23 protein-coding genes are annotated in these 15,462 nt (G+C 70.7%); 15 read left to right on the top strand and 8 right to left on the bottom strand.

Annotation, left to right across the window (positions count from 1 at the left end):
* The first annotated feature begins 38 nt into the window (after nt 1-38).
* From HDC37_RS00960 to HDC37_RS00970, 3 genes are all read left to right on the top strand, one after another.
* Entirely contained in the window at nt 39-785 is a 747-nt protein-coding gene (locus tag HDC37_RS00960) for a fructose 1,6-bisphosphatase (RefSeq protein WP_308472039.1), read from the top strand.
* A gap of 169 nt (nt 786-954) precedes the next feature.
* A complete protein-coding gene (locus tag HDC37_RS00965) occupies nt 955-2,388 on the top strand; it encodes a glycosyltransferase family 2 protein (RefSeq protein ID WP_179559057.1) in 1,434 nt (477 codons plus the stop codon).
* Between the two features lie 121 nt (nt 2,389-2,509).
* Complete coding sequence (locus tag HDC37_RS00970) at nt 2,510-3,580, top strand: response regulator transcription factor (protein WP_179559058.1); 1,071 nt, start codon at nt 2,510-2,512, stop codon at nt 3,578-3,580.
* Nucleotides 3,581-3,596: 16 nt separating this feature from the next.
* Here the strand turns inward: HDC37_RS00970 and HDC37_RS00975 are convergent, their stop codons facing one another.
* From HDC37_RS00975 to HDC37_RS00990, 4 genes are all read right to left on the bottom strand, one after another.
* Nucleotides 3,597-4,622, bottom strand: a complete 1,026-nt coding sequence (locus tag HDC37_RS00975) for a glycoside hydrolase family 6 protein (RefSeq protein ID WP_308472040.1) — start codon at nt 4,620-4,622, stop codon at nt 3,597-3,599.
* A 10-nt stretch (nt 4,623-4,632) separates the two neighbouring features.
* Entirely contained in the window at nt 4,633-6,057 is a 1,425-nt protein-coding gene (locus HDC37_RS00980; protein WP_179558533.1) for a glycosyltransferase, read from the bottom strand.
* A gap of 84 nt (nt 6,058-6,141) precedes the next feature.
* Nucleotides 6,142-6,705 (bottom strand): cell wall protein, encoded by a 564-nt coding sequence (locus tag HDC37_RS00985; RefSeq protein ID WP_179558534.1) that lies wholly within the window; start codon nt 6,703-6,705, stop codon nt 6,142-6,144.
* Nucleotides 6,706-6,714: 9 nt separating this feature from the next.
* Nucleotides 6,715-8,517 (bottom strand): DUF4012 domain-containing protein, encoded by a 1,803-nt coding sequence (locus tag HDC37_RS00990; RefSeq protein ID WP_308472041.1) that lies wholly within the window; start codon nt 8,515-8,517, stop codon nt 6,715-6,717.
* 104 nt (nt 8,518-8,621) lie between these two features.
* Here HDC37_RS00990 and HDC37_RS00995 point away from each other — a divergent pair, with 104 nt between their 5' ends.
* From HDC37_RS00995 to HDC37_RS01010, 5 genes are all read left to right on the top strand, one after another.
* On the top strand, nt 8,622-9,062 hold the full coding sequence (locus HDC37_RS00995) for a VanZ family protein (RefSeq protein WP_179558535.1): 441 nt from the start codon (nt 8,622-8,624) through the stop codon (nt 9,060-9,062).
* A gap of 103 nt (nt 9,063-9,165) precedes the next feature.
* Nucleotides 9,166-9,468 carry a hypothetical protein gene (locus HDC37_RS16985; RefSeq protein ID WP_257021228.1) on the top strand — a complete coding sequence of 101 codons (303 nt, stop codon included), beginning with the start codon at nt 9,166-9,168 and terminating at the stop codon, nt 9,466-9,468.
* Nucleotides 9,465-9,848, top strand: coding sequence for a TIGR03618 family F420-dependent PPOX class oxidoreductase (locus tag HDC37_RS01000; protein WP_308472042.1), 384 nt, complete (start codon nt 9,465-9,467; stop codon nt 9,846-9,848). The genes HDC37_RS16985 and HDC37_RS01000 overlap by 4 nt, the downstream gene beginning before the upstream one ends.
* 81 nt (nt 9,849-9,929) lie before the next feature.
* Nucleotides 9,930-10,208, top strand: a complete 279-nt coding sequence (locus HDC37_RS01005; protein WP_179558537.1) for a hypothetical protein — start codon at nt 9,930-9,932, stop codon at nt 10,206-10,208.
* Complete coding sequence (locus tag HDC37_RS01010) at nt 10,205-10,441, top strand: hypothetical protein (protein WP_179558538.1); 237 nt, start codon at nt 10,205-10,207, stop codon at nt 10,439-10,441. Before HDC37_RS01005 ends, HDC37_RS01010 begins: the two co-directional genes overlap by 4 nt.
* Here HDC37_RS01010 and HDC37_RS01015 read toward each other — a convergent pair.
* From HDC37_RS01015 to HDC37_RS01025, 3 genes are read right to left on the bottom strand one after another with little or no spacing between them, the layout of a single operon-like run.
* Complete coding sequence (locus HDC37_RS01015; RefSeq protein WP_179558539.1) at nt 10,390-10,701, bottom strand: hypothetical protein; 312 nt, start codon at nt 10,699-10,701, stop codon at nt 10,390-10,392. The genes HDC37_RS01010 and HDC37_RS01015 overlap by 52 nt on opposite strands.
* Nucleotides 10,698-11,288, bottom strand: coding sequence for an Asp23/Gls24 family envelope stress response protein (locus HDC37_RS01020; RefSeq protein ID WP_257021229.1), 591 nt, complete (start codon nt 11,286-11,288; stop codon nt 10,698-10,700). The genes HDC37_RS01015 and HDC37_RS01020 overlap by 4 nt, the downstream gene beginning before the upstream one ends.
* Nucleotides 11,285-11,836, bottom strand: a complete 552-nt coding sequence (locus tag HDC37_RS01025; RefSeq protein WP_308472043.1) for a sigma-70 family RNA polymerase sigma factor — start codon at nt 11,834-11,836, stop codon at nt 11,285-11,287. Before HDC37_RS01025 ends, HDC37_RS01020 begins: the two co-directional genes overlap by 4 nt.
* Before the next feature lie 145 nt (nt 11,837-11,981).
* Between HDC37_RS01025 and HDC37_RS01030 the strand changes: the two genes are divergently transcribed.
* The 7 genes from HDC37_RS01030 to HDC37_RS01060 all read left to right on the top strand — a co-directional run bounded on the left by HDC37_RS01030 (nt 11,982) and on the right by HDC37_RS01060 (nt 14,770).
* Nucleotides 11,982-12,458 (top strand): Asp23/Gls24 family envelope stress response protein, encoded by a 477-nt coding sequence (locus HDC37_RS01030; RefSeq protein ID WP_179558541.1) that lies wholly within the window; start codon nt 11,982-11,984, stop codon nt 12,456-12,458.
* Complete coding sequence (locus HDC37_RS01035) at nt 12,455-12,643, top strand: DUF2273 domain-containing protein (RefSeq protein ID WP_179558542.1); 189 nt, start codon at nt 12,455-12,457, stop codon at nt 12,641-12,643. The genes HDC37_RS01030 and HDC37_RS01035 overlap by 4 nt, the downstream gene beginning before the upstream one ends.
* Nucleotides 12,640-13,023, top strand: a complete 384-nt coding sequence (locus HDC37_RS01040) for a hypothetical protein (protein ID WP_179558543.1) — start codon at nt 12,640-12,642, stop codon at nt 13,021-13,023. The genes HDC37_RS01035 and HDC37_RS01040 overlap by 4 nt, the downstream gene beginning before the upstream one ends.
* Nucleotides 13,020-13,610, top strand: coding sequence for a DUF6286 domain-containing protein (locus tag HDC37_RS01045; protein ID WP_179558544.1), 591 nt, complete (start codon nt 13,020-13,022; stop codon nt 13,608-13,610). The genes HDC37_RS01040 and HDC37_RS01045 overlap by 4 nt, the downstream gene beginning before the upstream one ends.
* On the top strand, nt 13,607-14,221 hold the full coding sequence (locus HDC37_RS01050) for a hypothetical protein (protein WP_179558545.1): 615 nt from the start codon (nt 13,607-13,609) through the stop codon (nt 14,219-14,221). Before HDC37_RS01045 ends, HDC37_RS01050 begins: the two co-directional genes overlap by 4 nt.
* 52 nt (nt 14,222-14,273) lie before the next feature.
* Nucleotides 14,274-14,447, top strand: a complete 174-nt coding sequence (locus HDC37_RS01055; RefSeq protein ID WP_179558546.1) for a CsbD family protein — start codon at nt 14,274-14,276, stop codon at nt 14,445-14,447.
* 152 nt (nt 14,448-14,599) lie between these two features.
* Nucleotides 14,600-14,770, top strand: coding sequence for a CsbD family protein (locus HDC37_RS01060; RefSeq protein WP_179558547.1), 171 nt, complete (start codon nt 14,600-14,602; stop codon nt 14,768-14,770).
* A 66-nt stretch (nt 14,771-14,836) separates the two neighbouring features.
* On the opposite strand, the gene HDC37_RS01065 is transcribed toward HDC37_RS01060, so the two are convergent.
* A complete protein-coding gene (locus HDC37_RS01065; protein ID WP_179558548.1) occupies nt 14,837-15,370 on the bottom strand; it encodes a MarR family winged helix-turn-helix transcriptional regulator in 534 nt (177 codons plus the stop codon).
* Nucleotides 15,371-15,462 lie beyond the last annotated feature (92 nt).

The raw sequence follows: 15,462 nt of genomic DNA on the forward strand, positions 1-15,462 counted from the left end.
CCCCACCCCGTCCCTTCCGGCACGTCAGGAGTCCCGCCGTGAGCACCTCAGCCCCCCGTTCCCGCCGCTTCCGCCGGCCTCTGGCCGTTGCGGCCGCCGGCGCCCTCGTCGTGGCGCTGTCGGGGTGCGCCCAGGTCGCCGATGCGTTCAACCAGTTCCAGCAATCCGCGGGCGCACCGGCCGCGGCGGCGACTCCGACGCCGCTCGCATCGCCGTCGATGGACTTCGACTCGCAGTTCACCTACGACGGCTCGGTGGCGCTGTCCACCGAGGTCGCCGACCAGCTGGAAGTGCGCTTGGACGTCTGGGCCGCCGACCCCAAGCGCACCCTCGAGTGGACTCCCACCCGCGCGAAGACGCTCGGCTTCGCCGTGAACGTCCACGATCACCGCGTGGACGAGAAAGCCGTGCTCACCGAGAAGCGCCGCGTGTACCTCTCCTCGGTCTCGGTGACCTCTCAGACCGCGCAGACGAGCGGGCAGGTGCAGAGCCCGTTCCAGTTCAGCGCCGACCCCCGCACGCTGGTGCCGAGTGACACCCTCCGTTCCGATCGCGGGCTGCTTCTCAACAGCTTCCAGGGCGGCCTCCTGGTGCCCGAGACGACGATCAGCCAGCTACCCGGCGACACCTACGGCATCACGCTGGAGTTCGCTCTCACCGTCTGGGTCGAAGGCAACGCCAACGACGAGAACTCGTTCTCGCAGCAGACGGTCTACCAGTACCTGCCGGTGGCGATCTATCCCGACGGCTCGGCCGCGGTGGCGGGTCCCCCCACCCAGCCTTGAGAGAACCTTGCGGGGCAGTTGGCGAGACCTGGGGCTGGCGTCGCGGTCGGGCGGGCACGGTGTTCGTAGCGGCAGGAAGCCACCCGGCAGCAGCAGGCCGCTCTGAACGACACAGGACGTCACGATGACCGATCAGAACTCTCCCGTCGCCTTCCCTCGCACCGTGCCCATGTCGGCCGTGCCCCGGCCGCCGGCCGACGTGCCGCTGGAGGCCGGCTTCGCCGACGACTTCTCGTCGGTGCTGGAGAACCTCACCGGTCACCGCTCGACGATCGGCTGCGTCATCCCGGCCTACAACGAGGAGGAGTCGATCGCCGGGGTCATCGAATCCCTCCTCGCGCAGACCCGGGTGCCCGATGTCATCCACGTCGTGGTCAACAACTCCTCCGACGCCACGGTGAAGGTGGCCTCGGAGTTCGCCGGCCCCCACCAGATCACCAACGACCTGGGGGAGCAGTTCACCGAGGTCTTCGTGCACGACATCGGCAAGAACCCCGACAAGAAGGTCGGTGCGCTCAACTACGGCTACTCGCTCGTGGAGGGGTACGACTACCTGCTCGGTGTGGACGGCGACACGATGGCCGACCAGAAGGCCGTGGAGTTCCTCGAGACCGAGGCCGTGTCGGACTCGCGCATCGGCGGAATCTCGGCGATCTACTCCATCGACGACCGGCCCATCAAGGGGGTCGTCGGCAAGTTCCTCATCGCCGGCCAGCGCACGCAGTTCGCCGCGTTCAACCTGCAGAACCTGCTGCGCGGCCGCAACATGGCAGTTCTGGGAGGACAGTTCTCGATCTTCTCCACCAACGCCCTGCGCGACGTGATGCGCCAGAACCACCAGTCCACCCCGTGGGTTCGCGACAGTGAGGTCGAGGATTCGCTGCTGTCGCTGCAGATCAAGAGCGCCGGGTACCTCACCAAGATCAGCCCCTATGCCCGGGCGGATGTCGGCGGCATGACCACGCTGAAGGGCTACGACGCCCAGCAGGTGAAGTGGACCTACGGCGCCATCGAGCTGATGTGGCCGGGGCAGCGCGGAGACACCAAGGGCCAGCCCCTCCACCCGAACCTGCGGCTGCGCTGGTTCGAGAACTTCGGCATGCTCACCAACCTCTTCGTGCGTGTGGCCTTCCTGATCCTCCTCGCCGGTTCGCTCTCGATCGGGGCATTCATCTTCTCGCCGTGGTGGCTCATCCCGCCGGTGGTGGCGACTCTGCTGAACCTGCGCGTGGCCCGGACGATGAAGAGCCACAACTCGCGCGACCTGCTCTTCGCAGGGCTCATCTTCCCCGCCGAGATCTTCATGTGGATCCGGCTCAGCCACTTCCTGCGGTCGTGGACCCGCTTCCTCTCGCGCAAGAAGGTCGACAACTGGGCGATGCAGGCCAAGGCCGAGAAGGGCGGCGGCAGCGCCCATTGGCTGCCCCTGGTGCTGCTGATCGCCGTGCTCGTCTCCATGGCGGTGATCTGGACGATGCTCGGTCCGATGGTGCAGTCCACCATCCTGTGGATCGGCTGGCCGATCGTGGGCGTGGTGACCGTGCTGCAGACCCTGCTGATGTTCTTCAAGCTCATCCGCCGTCACCAGGGCTACAAGGTCTGACGCCGAGAGACCGCGCGGCATCGCAGGGCGGGAGATGTGTAGCATGACCGTGGACAGCGCTTACGCACAGCAGACCGTCATGGCTGCTCCGCTTTCCCTTCACAGCTGGGAGCATCCGCCGATGACCGACCCCTCGATGGCACTGCGCACAGCCGTCATCGTCGAAGACGATCCCGACATCCGTCACCTCCTCGTCGAGGTGCTGGAGGCGGCGGGATTCTCGACGGTCTCGGTCGGCAACGGCATCGACGGGGTGCGCGCGGTGGTGTCGTATCAGCCGCTCATCACGACGCTGGATGTCAACATGCCCGGGATGGACGGGTTCGAGGCGGCCCGCCGCATCCGTGCGCAGTCGGACACCTACATCATCATGCTCACCGGCCTCGAGGACGAGGCCGACGTGGTGCTGGGGCTCGGTGCCGGCGCCGACGAGTACATCGTCAAGCCCTTCCGCCCCCGAGAGCTCCGCGCCCGCATCGACGCCCTGCTCCGCCGCCCGCGCTCGCAGCAGGTCTCCCACGCGCCGCGCCAGGACAGCGTGGGTCCGTCCTTCCCCGGCGCCCGCCCGATCGCGCCGCGCGCCTACGATTCCCAGGCGCCGGCGCCCTACCCGTATCCGTATGAGGGGATGCCCGGGATGCCGCAGATGCCGTCGGGGCCTGCGATGCCCTACCCCGGCTACGCCGGTGGGCAGGGCGGGCAGCCGGGCCAGGCGCCCCCGCCGGCGGGCCCCGGTTCGCCCCTCGAGCCGATCGTCATGGCCGCACAGTCGGCATCATCCGCGGACGCCGATCCGGACGCCGGCACCGACCTGGTACCCGCAGACCAGGGACCGCGTGAGCTCGCCGGAGTCAACGTCCTGGCGCACCGCGATCTGCAGCTGGACCCCGACACCCGGATCGTCATGGTCGCCGGCGACACCCTGGATCTCACCCGCACCGAGTTTGACCTGCTGGCAACCCTCATGGAGTCCAAGCGCCGCGTCCGCAGCAAGGCCGATCTGACGCTGGTACTGCGGGGGGAGTCGTACGTCACTTCTTACTTCGTCGGCGAAGCCGACAAGCGGGCGATCGAGGCGCACATGACGAACCTCCGTCGCAAACTCGGCGACAACCCCACCAATCCCCGGTACATCGAGACGGTGCGGGGCGTGGGTTATCGTCTGACCTCGGAACTCGTCGCCGGGTCCTGAATCCCGTCGCGCCCGCTCAGCCGACCTCGCGGGTCAACTCGATCGCCGCCTTCGGCCACCACACCCCCGCCGCCGGACCGCCGTTGCACTCGCCGTCGGACTCGCCCGGGGGCTTGATCCAGAGGTTGGTGTCCACCACGTCATCGGCGAGGGTGCCGCCGGGCTCGCCGATGAGGCGGCCGCGGGGATTGCACCATTCGCCGTTGGATCCGGCGCCGCTGCGCGAGGTGTCGACGACGGCCTTGGAGCCACCGAGGAGACCTGACAGCTGCCGGGCGTAGACGAACTCCTCGCTGGCGTGGTTGTAGTTGGACACGTTGGTGGCGAAGCCCCGGATGCTGCCCGCACGGTCGAGCTGCGAGATGAGGCCCGCCATCTCCTCGGCCGGGAGCCAGGTGGAATGGCCGCCGTCGACGTAGATCCAGGTGTTCGGGCCCGCGAGGCGATCGATCACCCCGCGCAGCTGGTCGACGCGCTCTGTGACGTTTCCGCACTCGGGGGCGAGGGCCAGGCTGTCGGGCTCGAGGATCACGATCTTCTGCAGGTCGCCCGCCGCCCGCAGGCCCGCGCCGATCTCCTCGGTCCAGGTGGCATAGTCCGGTTCATCCAGGCCCCCGGCGGAGAAGTTCCCGCAGTCGCGGCCCGGGAGGCCGTAGACGACGACGGCGATCGAGGCGTCCTGGTCGCGCGCTTCCTCGGCCAGGTGCGTCATGCGTCCGAACACCTCCCCGATCGGGTCCTCCTCAGGGGTGAGCCAGTAGGCGGTGGGCTGTGCGGCGAGGTACTCCGTCGCAGCGAACTCTTCGGTTCCGGGTGTCTCGGTCTCCAGCGCCTTCGCCGCCTTCGACTCGTCGGGGACGACGATGGTCGTGCCGAGGGCGGGAGGCCGGGCGCCCAGCATCTGGAACCCCCAGGTGGCGACCCAGCCGATCGCCGCGAGGATGGCCAGCAGCCCCGAGGCGGCCAGCACGACGAACGCGACGATGAGCCACCGCGGCATTCCGCGGCGGCGGCGGCGCACGGGTGCGGGGGCGACGACCACGAGAGTGATGCTATCGGCGTGCGCGGCCGCGCACGCGCGCCCACCGACGCGCGCGCCACGCCACGCCGGCGATCGCGCGGTGCCACATGCTGCGTCGTCGCGCCCGTCGCAGCGCGCGTCCCCAGAGACGGGTCACGCGCTCGTCGGAGAACTGCGCCGCGCGTTCCCTCGCGGCCTGCCGCTGTGCCTCCCGCGCGGCCGCCGGCTGCGAGACCACGGCACGCACGGCCTCGGCCAGAGCGTCGACATCTCCGTCAGCCACCAGCATCCCGTTTCGTCCATCCTGGATGATCTCGCCGGGGCCGTAGGGGACGTCGTAGGCCACGGGGATGCAGCCGGCCGCCATCGCTTCGAGGATCACCAGCCCGAATCCCTCCGACCGGCTCGTGACGAGGAGGACCGACGCCTGCGGCAGCACCTCTCTGGCGGCCGGGTCGTGGTGATGCAGTCTGATGGCCGGATCGCCGCCGATCCTCGATGCGAGGGAGGCGCGCCGGGACCCGTCGCCCCAGATGTCGAGGGTGAGCGGGGGACGGAGGACGCCGTTGACCCGTTGGACAGCGGCGATCGCATGGTCGACGCGCTTCAGGGCCGACAGCCGCGCGAGCACCACAGCGCCCGCTCGTTCCTCCTCCGCGCGGGGCGGCGCGACGGGGAGCGTGATCCCGAGCGGGATCGTCACCAGGCGGCGCCGCCGGCCGGTCAGCCGGGCGACATCGTCTCGTTGGCGGCCGGTGAGGAAGACCACGGCGTCGAAGGCGTGCAGCTGCGAGAACACGGCCCGCCGGGACGGAACGACCTCCGCCGGTTCGGTGACCGCCGCGCCGTGCCGGCCGTGCGCGCCGTGCACGACGTGGACCATGACGGTTCCTCGCCTGCGGTAGCCGAGCAGATGCCGGGCGGTGGTCTTGCTGTCGACGATCAGCCAGGCCTTCGATCCAGTCGTCAGCGCGTCGATCCACGCCGCGTAGAGCCCGGAGATGTGCGACCATCCGCGTTGGGGCCGCCCCTCCTCGTCGCAGACGACGACCGATCGTCCCGCCGGACGTCCGGGTCGGTCGAGGTCGCGTCGATCCGACAGGACGAGCGATCCGTCACGGCGGTAGTGGTCGACCTGGAGCACCTCGCCGCCGGGTCCGTGCCGCTCTCGCCGCAGCACCGTCTCGCCCGAGCAGACGTCCGTCACGGCGTCCTCGTCGGCGCGGAGGGGCCGGAACGGATGACGGGTCGCGGGTGTCGCCGTGGCGGGGAGGGGGTGGGAGCGCAGCCAGTCGTAGAGATTCAGCAGGGACACCCCGTCGATCACCTCGCCTGCCTCCCGCAGGCGCGCCTCCACATCGGCGTAGTCGATGCGGTCGTCCAGGGTGAGGACGGCCACGTCGACCCCCGCCTCCCGTCGGAAGGCCCGGGAACGGTGCAGGAGTGCGCTCGTCATCCCCCCGAAATCGTCCGGGATCGACCAGGTCACCGCGAAGTGACGGCCGGCCGGGAGCGGGGCGGAGGGCACCGGGGTCCGCAGCTATCGACGTGCGCGACCGCGTCGGAGGACTGCGGCGATGGCGAGCGCGACCCCGGCCAGCAGCAGCGCGCCGCCGCCGACGAAGAGGCCGATGAGCGAGCCCGTCTCCATCCCGGTGATCGGCAATGCCCCATCGGGTGAGGTCACCGTCACCGCGGCGGTGCTCCCCGCCGACGTGGAGGAGACCGCGGCGATGTTGTAGGTGCCCGAGGCGTTCTGCGGGAGCGTGATCCGCACCGGGGAGATCGAGCCGTCCTCGGTCGCGGTCGTCGTGCCGCTGGCGGTGGTGATGGCGAAGCGGACCATGCCGATGTCGGCACCCGCGCCGTTCTCTCCGGTGACGGTGATGGTCACCTGCTCGGAGCTGGAGAACGTCGCCGGCGCGCACTGGAAGTCGAAGCCGCCCCCGGGCTCGACGGTCGCGGGGCTCGTCGTGCACGACCCGGAGGGCGGGTAGATCGACGAGGCGTCGGAGGCGGATGCCGCGTGCGCGGCGCCCGGCGCGCCGACAGCCGCCATCACCACGAGGGCGATGAGCGCGACGCGGGGGGAGCGGCGGGACACGCCTCGAGTCTAGGCGGGCTCGCAGACCGCGACGAGGTCGGGAGGGGAAACCAGGGTGGGGGTTGACACCAGCTCCAGCTGCGGCGCCGATCCTTCGGGTGCGGTGACGGTGACCGTCGCCGTCGCCGATGCGCCCGGAGCCACGTCGACGGCGAAGCTCAGCACCCGGCGCCCGTCGTGGGTGCCGCCGCCGAATCCGACATCGCCGGTGATGGTGGCATCCTGCAGCTCGAAGCCCTCGGGCAGATAGACATAGCCGACGGTCCGGGCGATGCCGGGGTCCACGTCGAACGCGCCGCCGCCGGTGATGTACCGGGGGAGAGAGGTCGCGGCGTCGGTGGGCGCATCGTTGGTCAGCGTGACGGTGAGAGTGGCCGTACCCGAAGCGGTCGGCGAGGCGGGGGAGCCCCCGGTCACGCACGAATCCCAGGTCAGGGTGGGTGTGACGCCGACGTAGTAGTCCATCTTCGAGCCCGTGCCGTCGTTGAGGTACACCCCGAATCGGGCGACGTCGTCGTCGGTCTCGGGGAGGGAGCCCGCGAGGGTGGTGCCGGCGAGGAGGGCCTGCTCGTCTTCCCGGGCGCTCCACAGCAGCAGTCGTCGCTCGTCGCCCGCGCGGGTCAGGGCGTCCACGAGGGCGGCGGGGTCGGTGCCGCCCGCCGTCAGCGCGCTGAACACCGAAGCGGCGGCGGCGGCGAAGAACGCGTCCTGGTCGGCAGGGTTCTCGTACCGGAAGTACACCTCGTTCAGCAGAAGCGGCACCGCGTTCTCGGCGGTGAGCACGTCGCCGGTGGGGAGGGTCACGGGACCGGTCGCCCCGAGGAGGTACGACAGGGCCACCGGGTCGATCGCGATCACGCCGTCGACCTGCTCGCCGCCGCGCTCGCGCGCCCACATCTCGCGGGCGAGCGCGCCGGAGACGGCGAAATCGGGGATCTGGGTGACGTTCTGGATGAATCGGCCGGGCCTGGCGGAGAAGATCCCCTCGACGTCTCGGCCGAGCGGGAGCACCGATTCGTCGTAACGGGGGAAGTCGGAGGAAGACGCCTGCTCCGACAGCGTGATCGCACCGCCGTCCGTCCTCACCAGGGCGGTCGCGCCGGGAATGCCGCCGAGCGAGCGCCACTCGGCGTTGTTCTGGAACAGCACGAGGTACGACCGTGGTCCGTCGGCGCCGAGCATCGCCGGCAGGAGCGTCGCCGCGCGCGTCAGCGCCCCCGTGGCGGTCTCGGTCTCGTCGAGGAGGGCGCCGACCTCGTCGACGGCCTCGCGCAGCGGACCCACGAGCGGGGCGCGGTCGATCGCCGCGACCGCCTCTGCCGCGCCGCCGATCGACGAGGCGCCGGTGGCCGCGGCCTCGCGGATGTCGGTGAACGGAGTCAGGTCGATCCTGCCGTCCTGGGGGCGGAGGGCGGCGAGGTCGAATCCGCCGGCGACATCGGCAAGAGGAGCCAGCGCCGACCCCGCGACGTCGTCGACCGCGGCGGCGACGGTGGAGACCGCCGACAGCTGCGGCCCCGCCCACGGGAGGGTTTCGGCGACCCGCCAGAGCGGGTCGGAGGTGAGGGCGCGGGCGGCCGCGGTGTCGGCCGCGACATCGGCGATGGCCGCGGACGCCAGCGCCGGGTCGGTCAGGTCCTCGCGCACCGCTGCGGCCGTCGCCTGGGCGTCGGCGAGGTGCTGGTACGCCAGGAATCCACGCACCCCCACCCAGCCGGCGAGGAGGACCAGCGCGACGAGGAAGGCGGCGACGACCCAGGCGAAGACGACGCCGGCCTGACGCAGGGCGCGGGGGTTGGCCGATTCGCTCACCCGATCACCCTAAGCGGTCCGTCCGGGCGTGCCGGTGCGCGAGGGAGTATGCTCGCACCATTCATCGCGCGGCAGGGTCGCGGCGCCGGACCCGAAGGGACCGCGTGACCGCACATCCGACGGCGCCTGCCCGCCCCCGCAGCCCGCACCTCGGTGCGATCCTCCTCCTGGGCGCCTACGGGCTCGCCCTCCTCGCGATCGCCTTCTGGCCGACCCCGGTCGACCGCGGAGCGGGTCCGCTGCTCCGAGCGATCACCCGGGCCTTCCCGTGGCTGACGTACGACGCGATCGAGTTCACGGCCAACATCCTGCTCTTCGTGCCGCTGGGGATACTGCTGGCGGTGATCCTCCGCGCCGAGCGCCCGCTGCTCCTCCCGGTGATCCTCGCCACGACCCTCCTCGTCGAGGGGGGCCAGCTCCTCCTCCCCGAACGCACCGCCACCCTCCGCGACGTCCTGGCCAACACCCTCGGCGGCCTGATCGGGTGGGGGATCGTGGAGCTCCGGGGCCGCCGAGGTCGACGTATGCCTTCGCATGGACCGTGAACATCTCGTTACAGCGGGCGATTCGATTGGCGGCGACCTCGGCCGCAGGAGCACAATGGCCGAGTTCGCGTCACCCGAAGATGCGGGCGAGATGAGGAGAGTCATGTCCGACGCCGACCGGCCGCCGCTGCGGCGGCGCACCTCGGCCTCCGCCGGCGTGCCCCCGGAGGCGCTCGACGGGGCCACCGCGGTCTATCGCCGCAGGAAGCTCGGAGCGATAGACGCCACCCCCCGGATCATCGCCGAGTATCACGGCATGCGCGGATGGGAACCGGTGAAGGACCAGCGCCTCGACCCCGACACGGCGCGGTCGCTCCTCGCGCTCGGTGTCTCGCAGGTGCGGATCCGCCGGGCGTTCTCCACGGTCGAGGTCACCCTTCGTCGCTACCTCGGACCCGCCTCGTGAGCCTCAGCCCCGAGGGGGTGCGGTTCGTCGCCGATCGGCATCTGGCCACCCTGTCGACCATCGGTCCGCGCGGGGAGATCCACGTCGTGGCGGTGGGGTTCACGCTCGTCGACGGCGTCGTGCGCGTGATCACGACGGAGGGGACGCAGAAGGTGCGCAACGTCGAGCGCGACGCCCGTGCCACCGTGGCGCAGGTGGAGGGGGCGCGTTGGCTGAGCATCGCCGGCGTCGCGCGCATCGAGCGCGATCCCGACGCGGTGCGCCTCGCCGAGCGTCTCTACGCCGAGCGCTACCGGACCCCCCGCGAGAATCCGCGGCGCGTGGTCATCCGGATGGATCCCGACCGGTTCCTCGCATCCGCGGGGCTCCTCTCCCGCTGACGTCGCAGCGCGCCGGGGCCCCGCTGGGTGGTGTCGGTGCGCAGGAGTACCCTGTGGTCATCGGCCGGAGAGAGGACTCCCATGGCCGAAGGATGGAACCCGATCCTCGCCGCGGTCGAGGGCCCGACCGGAACGTGGCGGATGGTCGATCCGGCCGGCGATGAGTACGGAACGGTGGAGATTCGACGGGTGATGAACGGCGCAGACGTGCGGTACCGCGCGACGTATCGCGGCGAGATCCTGGGGTGGTCGACCACCCTGCGACTGGCGTGCGAGCAGATCCACCGCGCGTACCTTCGCGCCCACGGACCCGGTGGCGGCGCGATCGCCGACTGGGGCAGACGCCCAGTGGCGCGATGATGCAGTGGCACGATGAGCACGGCGACGCGATGACCGACCCCGATGGCCTCGACGCCCTGGCGCAGCCGGCGTGTCCGGAGTGCGGCACGACGCTCCGCGACATCCCGCGGGGATACCGCTGCCCCGCGTGCGCCCTGGTGTTCCTCCCCGACCTCGCTCCGCGGGTCGACGACGACGCCCCTCAGCTGATGCGGCCGACGTCCACGGACACGGTCGCCCCCGCCGGCAGCTGATCGAGCAGGGCGTCGGCGACGCTGCGCGCCACATCGGCGGCGCTGGACGCGCGGTCCACCGCGATGCGCGTGGACACCGACACCAGCTCGCCGGCGGTCTCCACGACGACGTCGGGCGGAGGCACGGGCGCCCCGCGCAGGGCCGCGGTGGCCATGTCGGCGACCTGGGCGAGAGCCGGCCTCGGCGAATACGCGTCGGTCACCCCCGCGACGGCACGCACGATCGGAGACAGGCCGGTGCTGGTCAGCGGTGTGCTCATCGCTTCTCCTTCGAGGAACGGCCTCCGTGCACATCCTCCACCGTGACGTTCACGGCGGCGACGTTGAGTTCGGTGTGGCGGGTGAGGGCATCGTAGACGAGGGAGCGGAGGGTGCCGGCGACGGCCGCGAACGGCTCGCCGTAGGCCACCGACGCGCTGATGTTGATCTCCACCGGAGCCCCGGGGATCTCCGCGTCGCCGACGATCTGCGTGCGCCCCACGACGACGCCGTCCAGCGCGTCGCCGGTTGCCCGCAGGAGCGTGCGCACCGCGCCCTCCGAGACGGTGATCTTCACGCGCGGATCGGGGTGATGGATCGGGAAGCTCCGTCCCGCCTTCAGCTCGGACTGGATCGTGGCGAAGAGCGCATCGAACCAGCTGTCGGACGGGGGAGGAAGGCGCGCGGCGTCGTCGGCGACGAGATCGCGCGACAGCGCCCCGACCCGGGCGAGCGCGTCCAGCGCGTTCAGGCACTCCGGACACGTCTCGATGTCGGCGTCGTAGGGCGCACGACCTGCATCGAGGTACTCGCTGAGCTCCTCGATGGTCTTTCCGCAGTCGAGAACCACCCGATCGTCCTCGCTCATCGCCATCCCTCCATCTGCGCGGTGATCCGCGCTCTCGCGCGGGCGAGGGTGCCCCGCACAGTGCTCACCGGCATCTGCATCTCGTCGGCGATCTCGTCGTAGCTCAGCTCGGCGACCTCACGCAGTAGCCAACATCGTCGCTGATCCGAGGGCAGTGTGTCGAGCGCGGCCGACAGGGCCGACAGCTGTGCGTGGCGCATCGCGACGTTCTCCGGTTGCGTGTCAGCGCTGTACGGGGCGTCGAAATCGGTGATGTCGGCGTCCCTGGGGCGCCGCCGCAGGTGAGCGGATGCTTCGCGGCTGGCGATCCGCATGAGCCACGCCCGCACCGCGGAGTGCTCGCGCAGGCTCGGCAGCTGACGCCACGCGGTGACGAAGGCCTCCTGCACCACGTCGTCGGCCTCGGTGCGCGAACCGACCATGCGGATGACGTACGCCCGCATGAGACCCGAGTGGCGTCGGACGAGTTCACCGAAGGCCACGGTGTCCTGATCGAGCGAGCGCGCGACGAGCATCGCGTCGGACACCTCCACCAGCGCCTCGCTCACAGCGACCTCTCAGAAAAAACCGGCGACGAATTCGTGACGAATCCGCTGCGACCACCCTCTTATCTCTGAAGCGAACGTACTGCTTCGGTGCCGGGACACAGGCTCTTGCGCACGCTCGAACCATCAGATAGTGAAAGGACTTCTCATGGCCACTTCGGACCAGACCCCCCAGACCCCCGCCGCCCCCCAGGTCGCCTCGCGCGTCGACCGTTCGGTCTCGAGCTCGCTGACCCCCACCGACGGCACGGCCGGCGGTCGCACGGTGATCGCCGACAACGTGGTCGCCAAGGTGGCCGGTATCGCGGCCCGCGAGGTGCCCGGCGTCTACGCGCTCGGCGGCGGCGCATCCCGCGCGTTCGGTGCGCTGCGTGACGCCATCAACGCCACCGACCTGACGCAGGGCGTCAGGGTCGAGGTGGGCGAGACCCAGGCTGCCGCCGACCTCACGATCGTCGTGGAGTACCCCGCGGCCATTCAGGAGGTCGCCGCCGGCGTTCGTGCCGCCGTCGCCGGTGCCATCACCCGGCTCGTGGGTCTCGAGGTCGTCGAGGTCAACGTCGAGGTCAACGACGTGCACCTGCCCGGCGACGACGACACCAACGAGGAGTCGCGCGTCTCATGAGTTCGACGATGACCGGAGTCCTCGTGGGCGCTGTGCTCGCCTTCGCCGCTCTCCTGTTCGGGTTCTGGGGATTCCTCCTCGTCGCCCTGTTCATGGCGATCGGTGCCGGCGTCGCACGTGTCGCCACGGGACAGCTCGACCTCCGGGCCGTCGCCGGAGCCTTCAGCGGGAGGCGGACGTCATGACCCTCGCCGACTCGGTGGGACAGGCGGGGGGCGGCCCGCACCCGGCCGCCCCCGCCGGCCGGGTCGACGTCATGGAGCGCGTCTACGCCAAAGTGGTGCGGGCGGCCTCCGCCGAACTGATCGGGATCGAACGCGATGCCCTCAGGGCGGAGGTCGCCGGGTACCGCGGCGGTCTTGCCGTGCGCCTGGCGACACCCCTCCCCGTACCATCCCTCGACGATCCCGATGCCGTCCGGGCCATGCCCGACGTGATCGAGCGCAGCCGGATGCTGCAGGAGCAGCTCCAGCAGCGCCTGACGCGACTCATCGGCCGGGACGTCACGCGAATCGACATCACGGTCACCGGCGCGGTGACCCCGGAACGAAGGAGAGTGAGATGACCGACCGCACGCTGACGCGTGTCGTGCGTCGTGAGACGCACTCGCCGCGCACCGTGGCGATGTTCGTCGCGGTCATCCTGCTGATCCTCGCCCTGATCTACGTCGGTGTGGAGCTGGTGCTGTCACTGCTCGCGCAGCCGGCACTGGTGGCCGCACCCGGACTGATCGCCCAGTGGCTGGTCGCTCTTCCCGGCGACCAGCCGACGCCGCTGGTCATCGTCGGCGGCGCCATCTTGGCCGTCCTCGGTGTCGTGTTCGTCATCCTCGCGGTGACCCCGGGGCGACTGTCCAAGCACGAGCTCGCGCTCGACGGGTCCGACCGTGCCGTCGTCGTCGACAACGGCGTGATCGCTGCGGCCGTGGCCGAGCGCATCAGCGCGGAGACGGGCGTCGCCCGGGACCGCGTGACCGTGGGTGTCGCGCACCGCATCGCCGACGTGACCGTGCGGCCCGACCCCGGCGTCGTTCTCGATCGCGAGAGCGTCCGCCGCGCGGCGACCGAGGAGATCGACGCTTACCGGCTCACCCCGCGCGTGAAGGTCCGCGCCCGCGTCGAGCAGTCCCGACAGGAGGGGGATTTCCGATGAACAGCACCAACCGCGTGCTCAACCGCCTCGTGCTGTTCGTGGTGGGCCTGGTGCTCGTCGCCCTCGGAGCGGTGGCCATCCTCGCCACGGCCTGGAACCCCGCCCGTGAGGCGTGGTCGGCGGCCACCGAGGCCGGCGACTCCTGGCTCGTCGGCGCGGCCGACGCCACCGCCATCGGAGCGACCACGGCGTCCTGGGTTGCGATCGGTGCGGTCGTCCTGATCGTCCTCGCCATCGCTCTCCTGATCTTCCTTCTCACCCGCGTGGGGGGCGGACGCTCGCGCGTGGTGGTGCGAACGGAGGCGTCCGAGACGCCGCTGGGCCGCGTCGTGGTCCGCGAGGGCTTCGCCTCGGATGCGCTGAAGAACGCCCTGTCCCGTCGCGACGATGTCCTGTCGGTCTCGGTATCGGCCTCCGACATCCGCCGCCAGCCGGTCATGCACGTCGCCGTCACTCCCCGCCAGAACACCGACCCACGCGCCCTGGCCGAAGACGTCGACCGACTCGTGACGAACCTCGCCGTCGTCACCGGTCAGCAGATTCCGACCTACGTCTCGCTGCACTCGGGGCTGCGCGCCAAGCTCGCCGCCGACCATCGCCGGCTCGCCTGAAGTGAAAACCCATACAGACCTGAAGGAAAACCCACACAGGAAGGAGACCCCCATGGGACTCGACGACAAGATCAAGAACGCCGCACAGGAGATCGCCGGCAAGGCCAAGGAAGCGATCGGCAACGCCACCGACAACGACAAGCTCGTTGCCGAGGGCAAGGCCGACCAGTCCAAGGCCAACCTCAAGCAGGCCGGCGAGGACGTCAAGGACGCCTTCAACAAATAAGCCGGCCCCTCGAGCGCCCCGACCGTCCCACAGCGGTCGGGGCGCTCGCCTTCCGGCAGCCGTGTAACGCACCCGCGGTCCGCGCGCAAGTGCCTGGCGCGCCGCAGCGGCGCGCGTAGCGTCGAAGGCAGCCGATCGAAAGGAGAACCCTCATGGGACTCGACGACAAGATCCGAAACGCCGCCGAAGAAGCCACGGGCAAGGCCAAAGAGGCATTCGGCAAGGCCACCGACAACGAGCGCCTCGAGGCCGAGGGCGAGCGCGACCAGTCCAAGGCCAACGTCAAGCAGGCCGGCGAGAACGTCAAGGACGCCTTCAAGTAAGGCCGCTGACGTCCGCAGACGACACGCCCCGGCATCCCCTCGGGATACCGGGGCGTGTCGCGTGCGTCAATCGATCGGGTACTGACTGGGCGACCCGGGTGCGCCCTGGAGGGCGGCGTCGCTGCGGATCCGCGAGAGCATCCCCCGCAGCACCTCGTTGAGGGCAGCGACCTCCGACGCCTCCAGCCCCGCGGTGATGATCTCCTGGCCGCGCAGCGACACCGGGAGCATCCTGTCGTGCATCTCCGCGCCCGCGCGGGTGAGGTACAGCGGACGCGAGCCGCGCGGACCGTCGCTGAGGACGATGAGCGTGCGCAGCTGCAGCCGCGTCACCGAACGTGAGACGACGGCCTTGTTCATACCGAGGAACTCGCACACCTCCGTCGCCGACATGCCGGGTCGCATCGACAGCGCCGAGATCACCCGCCACTCGTTGGTGCCGAGCTTGAACTGCCGGCGAAGCTCGTGGGATTCCCGGTAGACCAGCGCGTTGGAGAGCAGGGCGAGAAGGCGCGGCGTGAATTCGTCGGGGTCGATGACCGTTCCGAGTGGGTCTGTGACGACGTCGTCGGTCGCGGCGGCGATCGGGGCGGAGGTCATCGGGAGGTCCCTTCGTCGGCGCCGCGGCGCGGGGTGGATGCGGCGAGGTCCGGCCCTGCGCGGACCGGACCCCGCCCTGTGTTGATCAACGC

Source organism: Microbacterium sp. AK009, assembly GCF_013410955.1.
Classification (GTDB): domain Bacteria; phylum Actinomycetota; class Actinomycetes; order Actinomycetales; family Microbacteriaceae; genus Microbacterium.

What these genes read in the sequence shown, in the direction of transcription:
- HDC37_RS00965 (WP_179559057.1), top strand. Translation starts at nt 955, where the DNA reads ATGTCGGCCGTGCCCCGGCCGCCGGCCGACGTGCCGCTGGAGGCCGGC.
- HDC37_RS00970 (WP_179559058.1), top strand. Translation starts at nt 2,510, where the DNA reads ATGACCGACCCCTCGATGGCACTGCGCACAGCCGTCATCGTCGAAGAC.
- HDC37_RS00980 (WP_179558533.1), bottom strand. Translation starts at nt 6,057, where the DNA reads ATGACGAGCGCACTCCTGCACCGTTCCCGGGCCTTCCGACGGGAGGCG.
- HDC37_RS16985 (WP_257021228.1), top strand. Translation starts at nt 9,166, where the DNA reads ATGTCCGACGCCGACCGGCCGCCGCTGCGGCGGCGCACCTCGGCCTCC.
- HDC37_RS01005 (WP_179558537.1), top strand. Translation starts at nt 9,930, where the DNA reads ATGGCCGAAGGATGGAACCCGATCCTCGCCGCGGTCGAGGGCCCGACC.
- HDC37_RS01010 (WP_179558538.1), top strand. Translation starts at nt 10,205, where the DNA reads ATGATGCAGTGGCACGATGAGCACGGCGACGCGATGACCGACCCCGAT.
- HDC37_RS01015 (WP_179558539.1), bottom strand. Translation starts at nt 10,701, where the DNA reads ATGAGCACACCGCTGACCAGCACCGGCCTGTCTCCGATCGTGCGTGCC.
- HDC37_RS01020 (WP_257021229.1), bottom strand. Translation starts at nt 11,288, where the DNA reads ATGAGCGAGGACGATCGGGTGGTTCTCGACTGCGGAAAGACCATCGAG.
- HDC37_RS01030 (WP_179558541.1), top strand. Translation starts at nt 11,982, where the DNA reads ATGGCCACTTCGGACCAGACCCCCCAGACCCCCGCCGCCCCCCAGGTC.
- HDC37_RS01035 (WP_179558542.1), top strand. Translation starts at nt 12,455, where the DNA reads ATGAGTTCGACGATGACCGGAGTCCTCGTGGGCGCTGTGCTCGCCTTC.
- HDC37_RS01040 (WP_179558543.1), top strand. Translation starts at nt 12,640, where the DNA reads ATGACCCTCGCCGACTCGGTGGGACAGGCGGGGGGCGGCCCGCACCCG.
- HDC37_RS01045 (WP_179558544.1), top strand. Translation starts at nt 13,020, where the DNA reads ATGACCGACCGCACGCTGACGCGTGTCGTGCGTCGTGAGACGCACTCG.
- HDC37_RS01050 (WP_179558545.1), top strand. Translation starts at nt 13,607, where the DNA reads ATGAACAGCACCAACCGCGTGCTCAACCGCCTCGTGCTGTTCGTGGTG.
- HDC37_RS01055 (WP_179558546.1), top strand. Translation starts at nt 14,274, where the DNA reads ATGGGACTCGACGACAAGATCAAGAACGCCGCACAGGAGATCGCCGGC.
- HDC37_RS01060 (WP_179558547.1), top strand. Translation starts at nt 14,600, where the DNA reads ATGGGACTCGACGACAAGATCCGAAACGCCGCCGAAGAAGCCACGGGC.
- HDC37_RS01065 (WP_179558548.1), bottom strand. Translation starts at nt 15,370, where the DNA reads ATGACCTCCGCCCCGATCGCCGCCGCGACCGACGACGTCGTCACAGAC.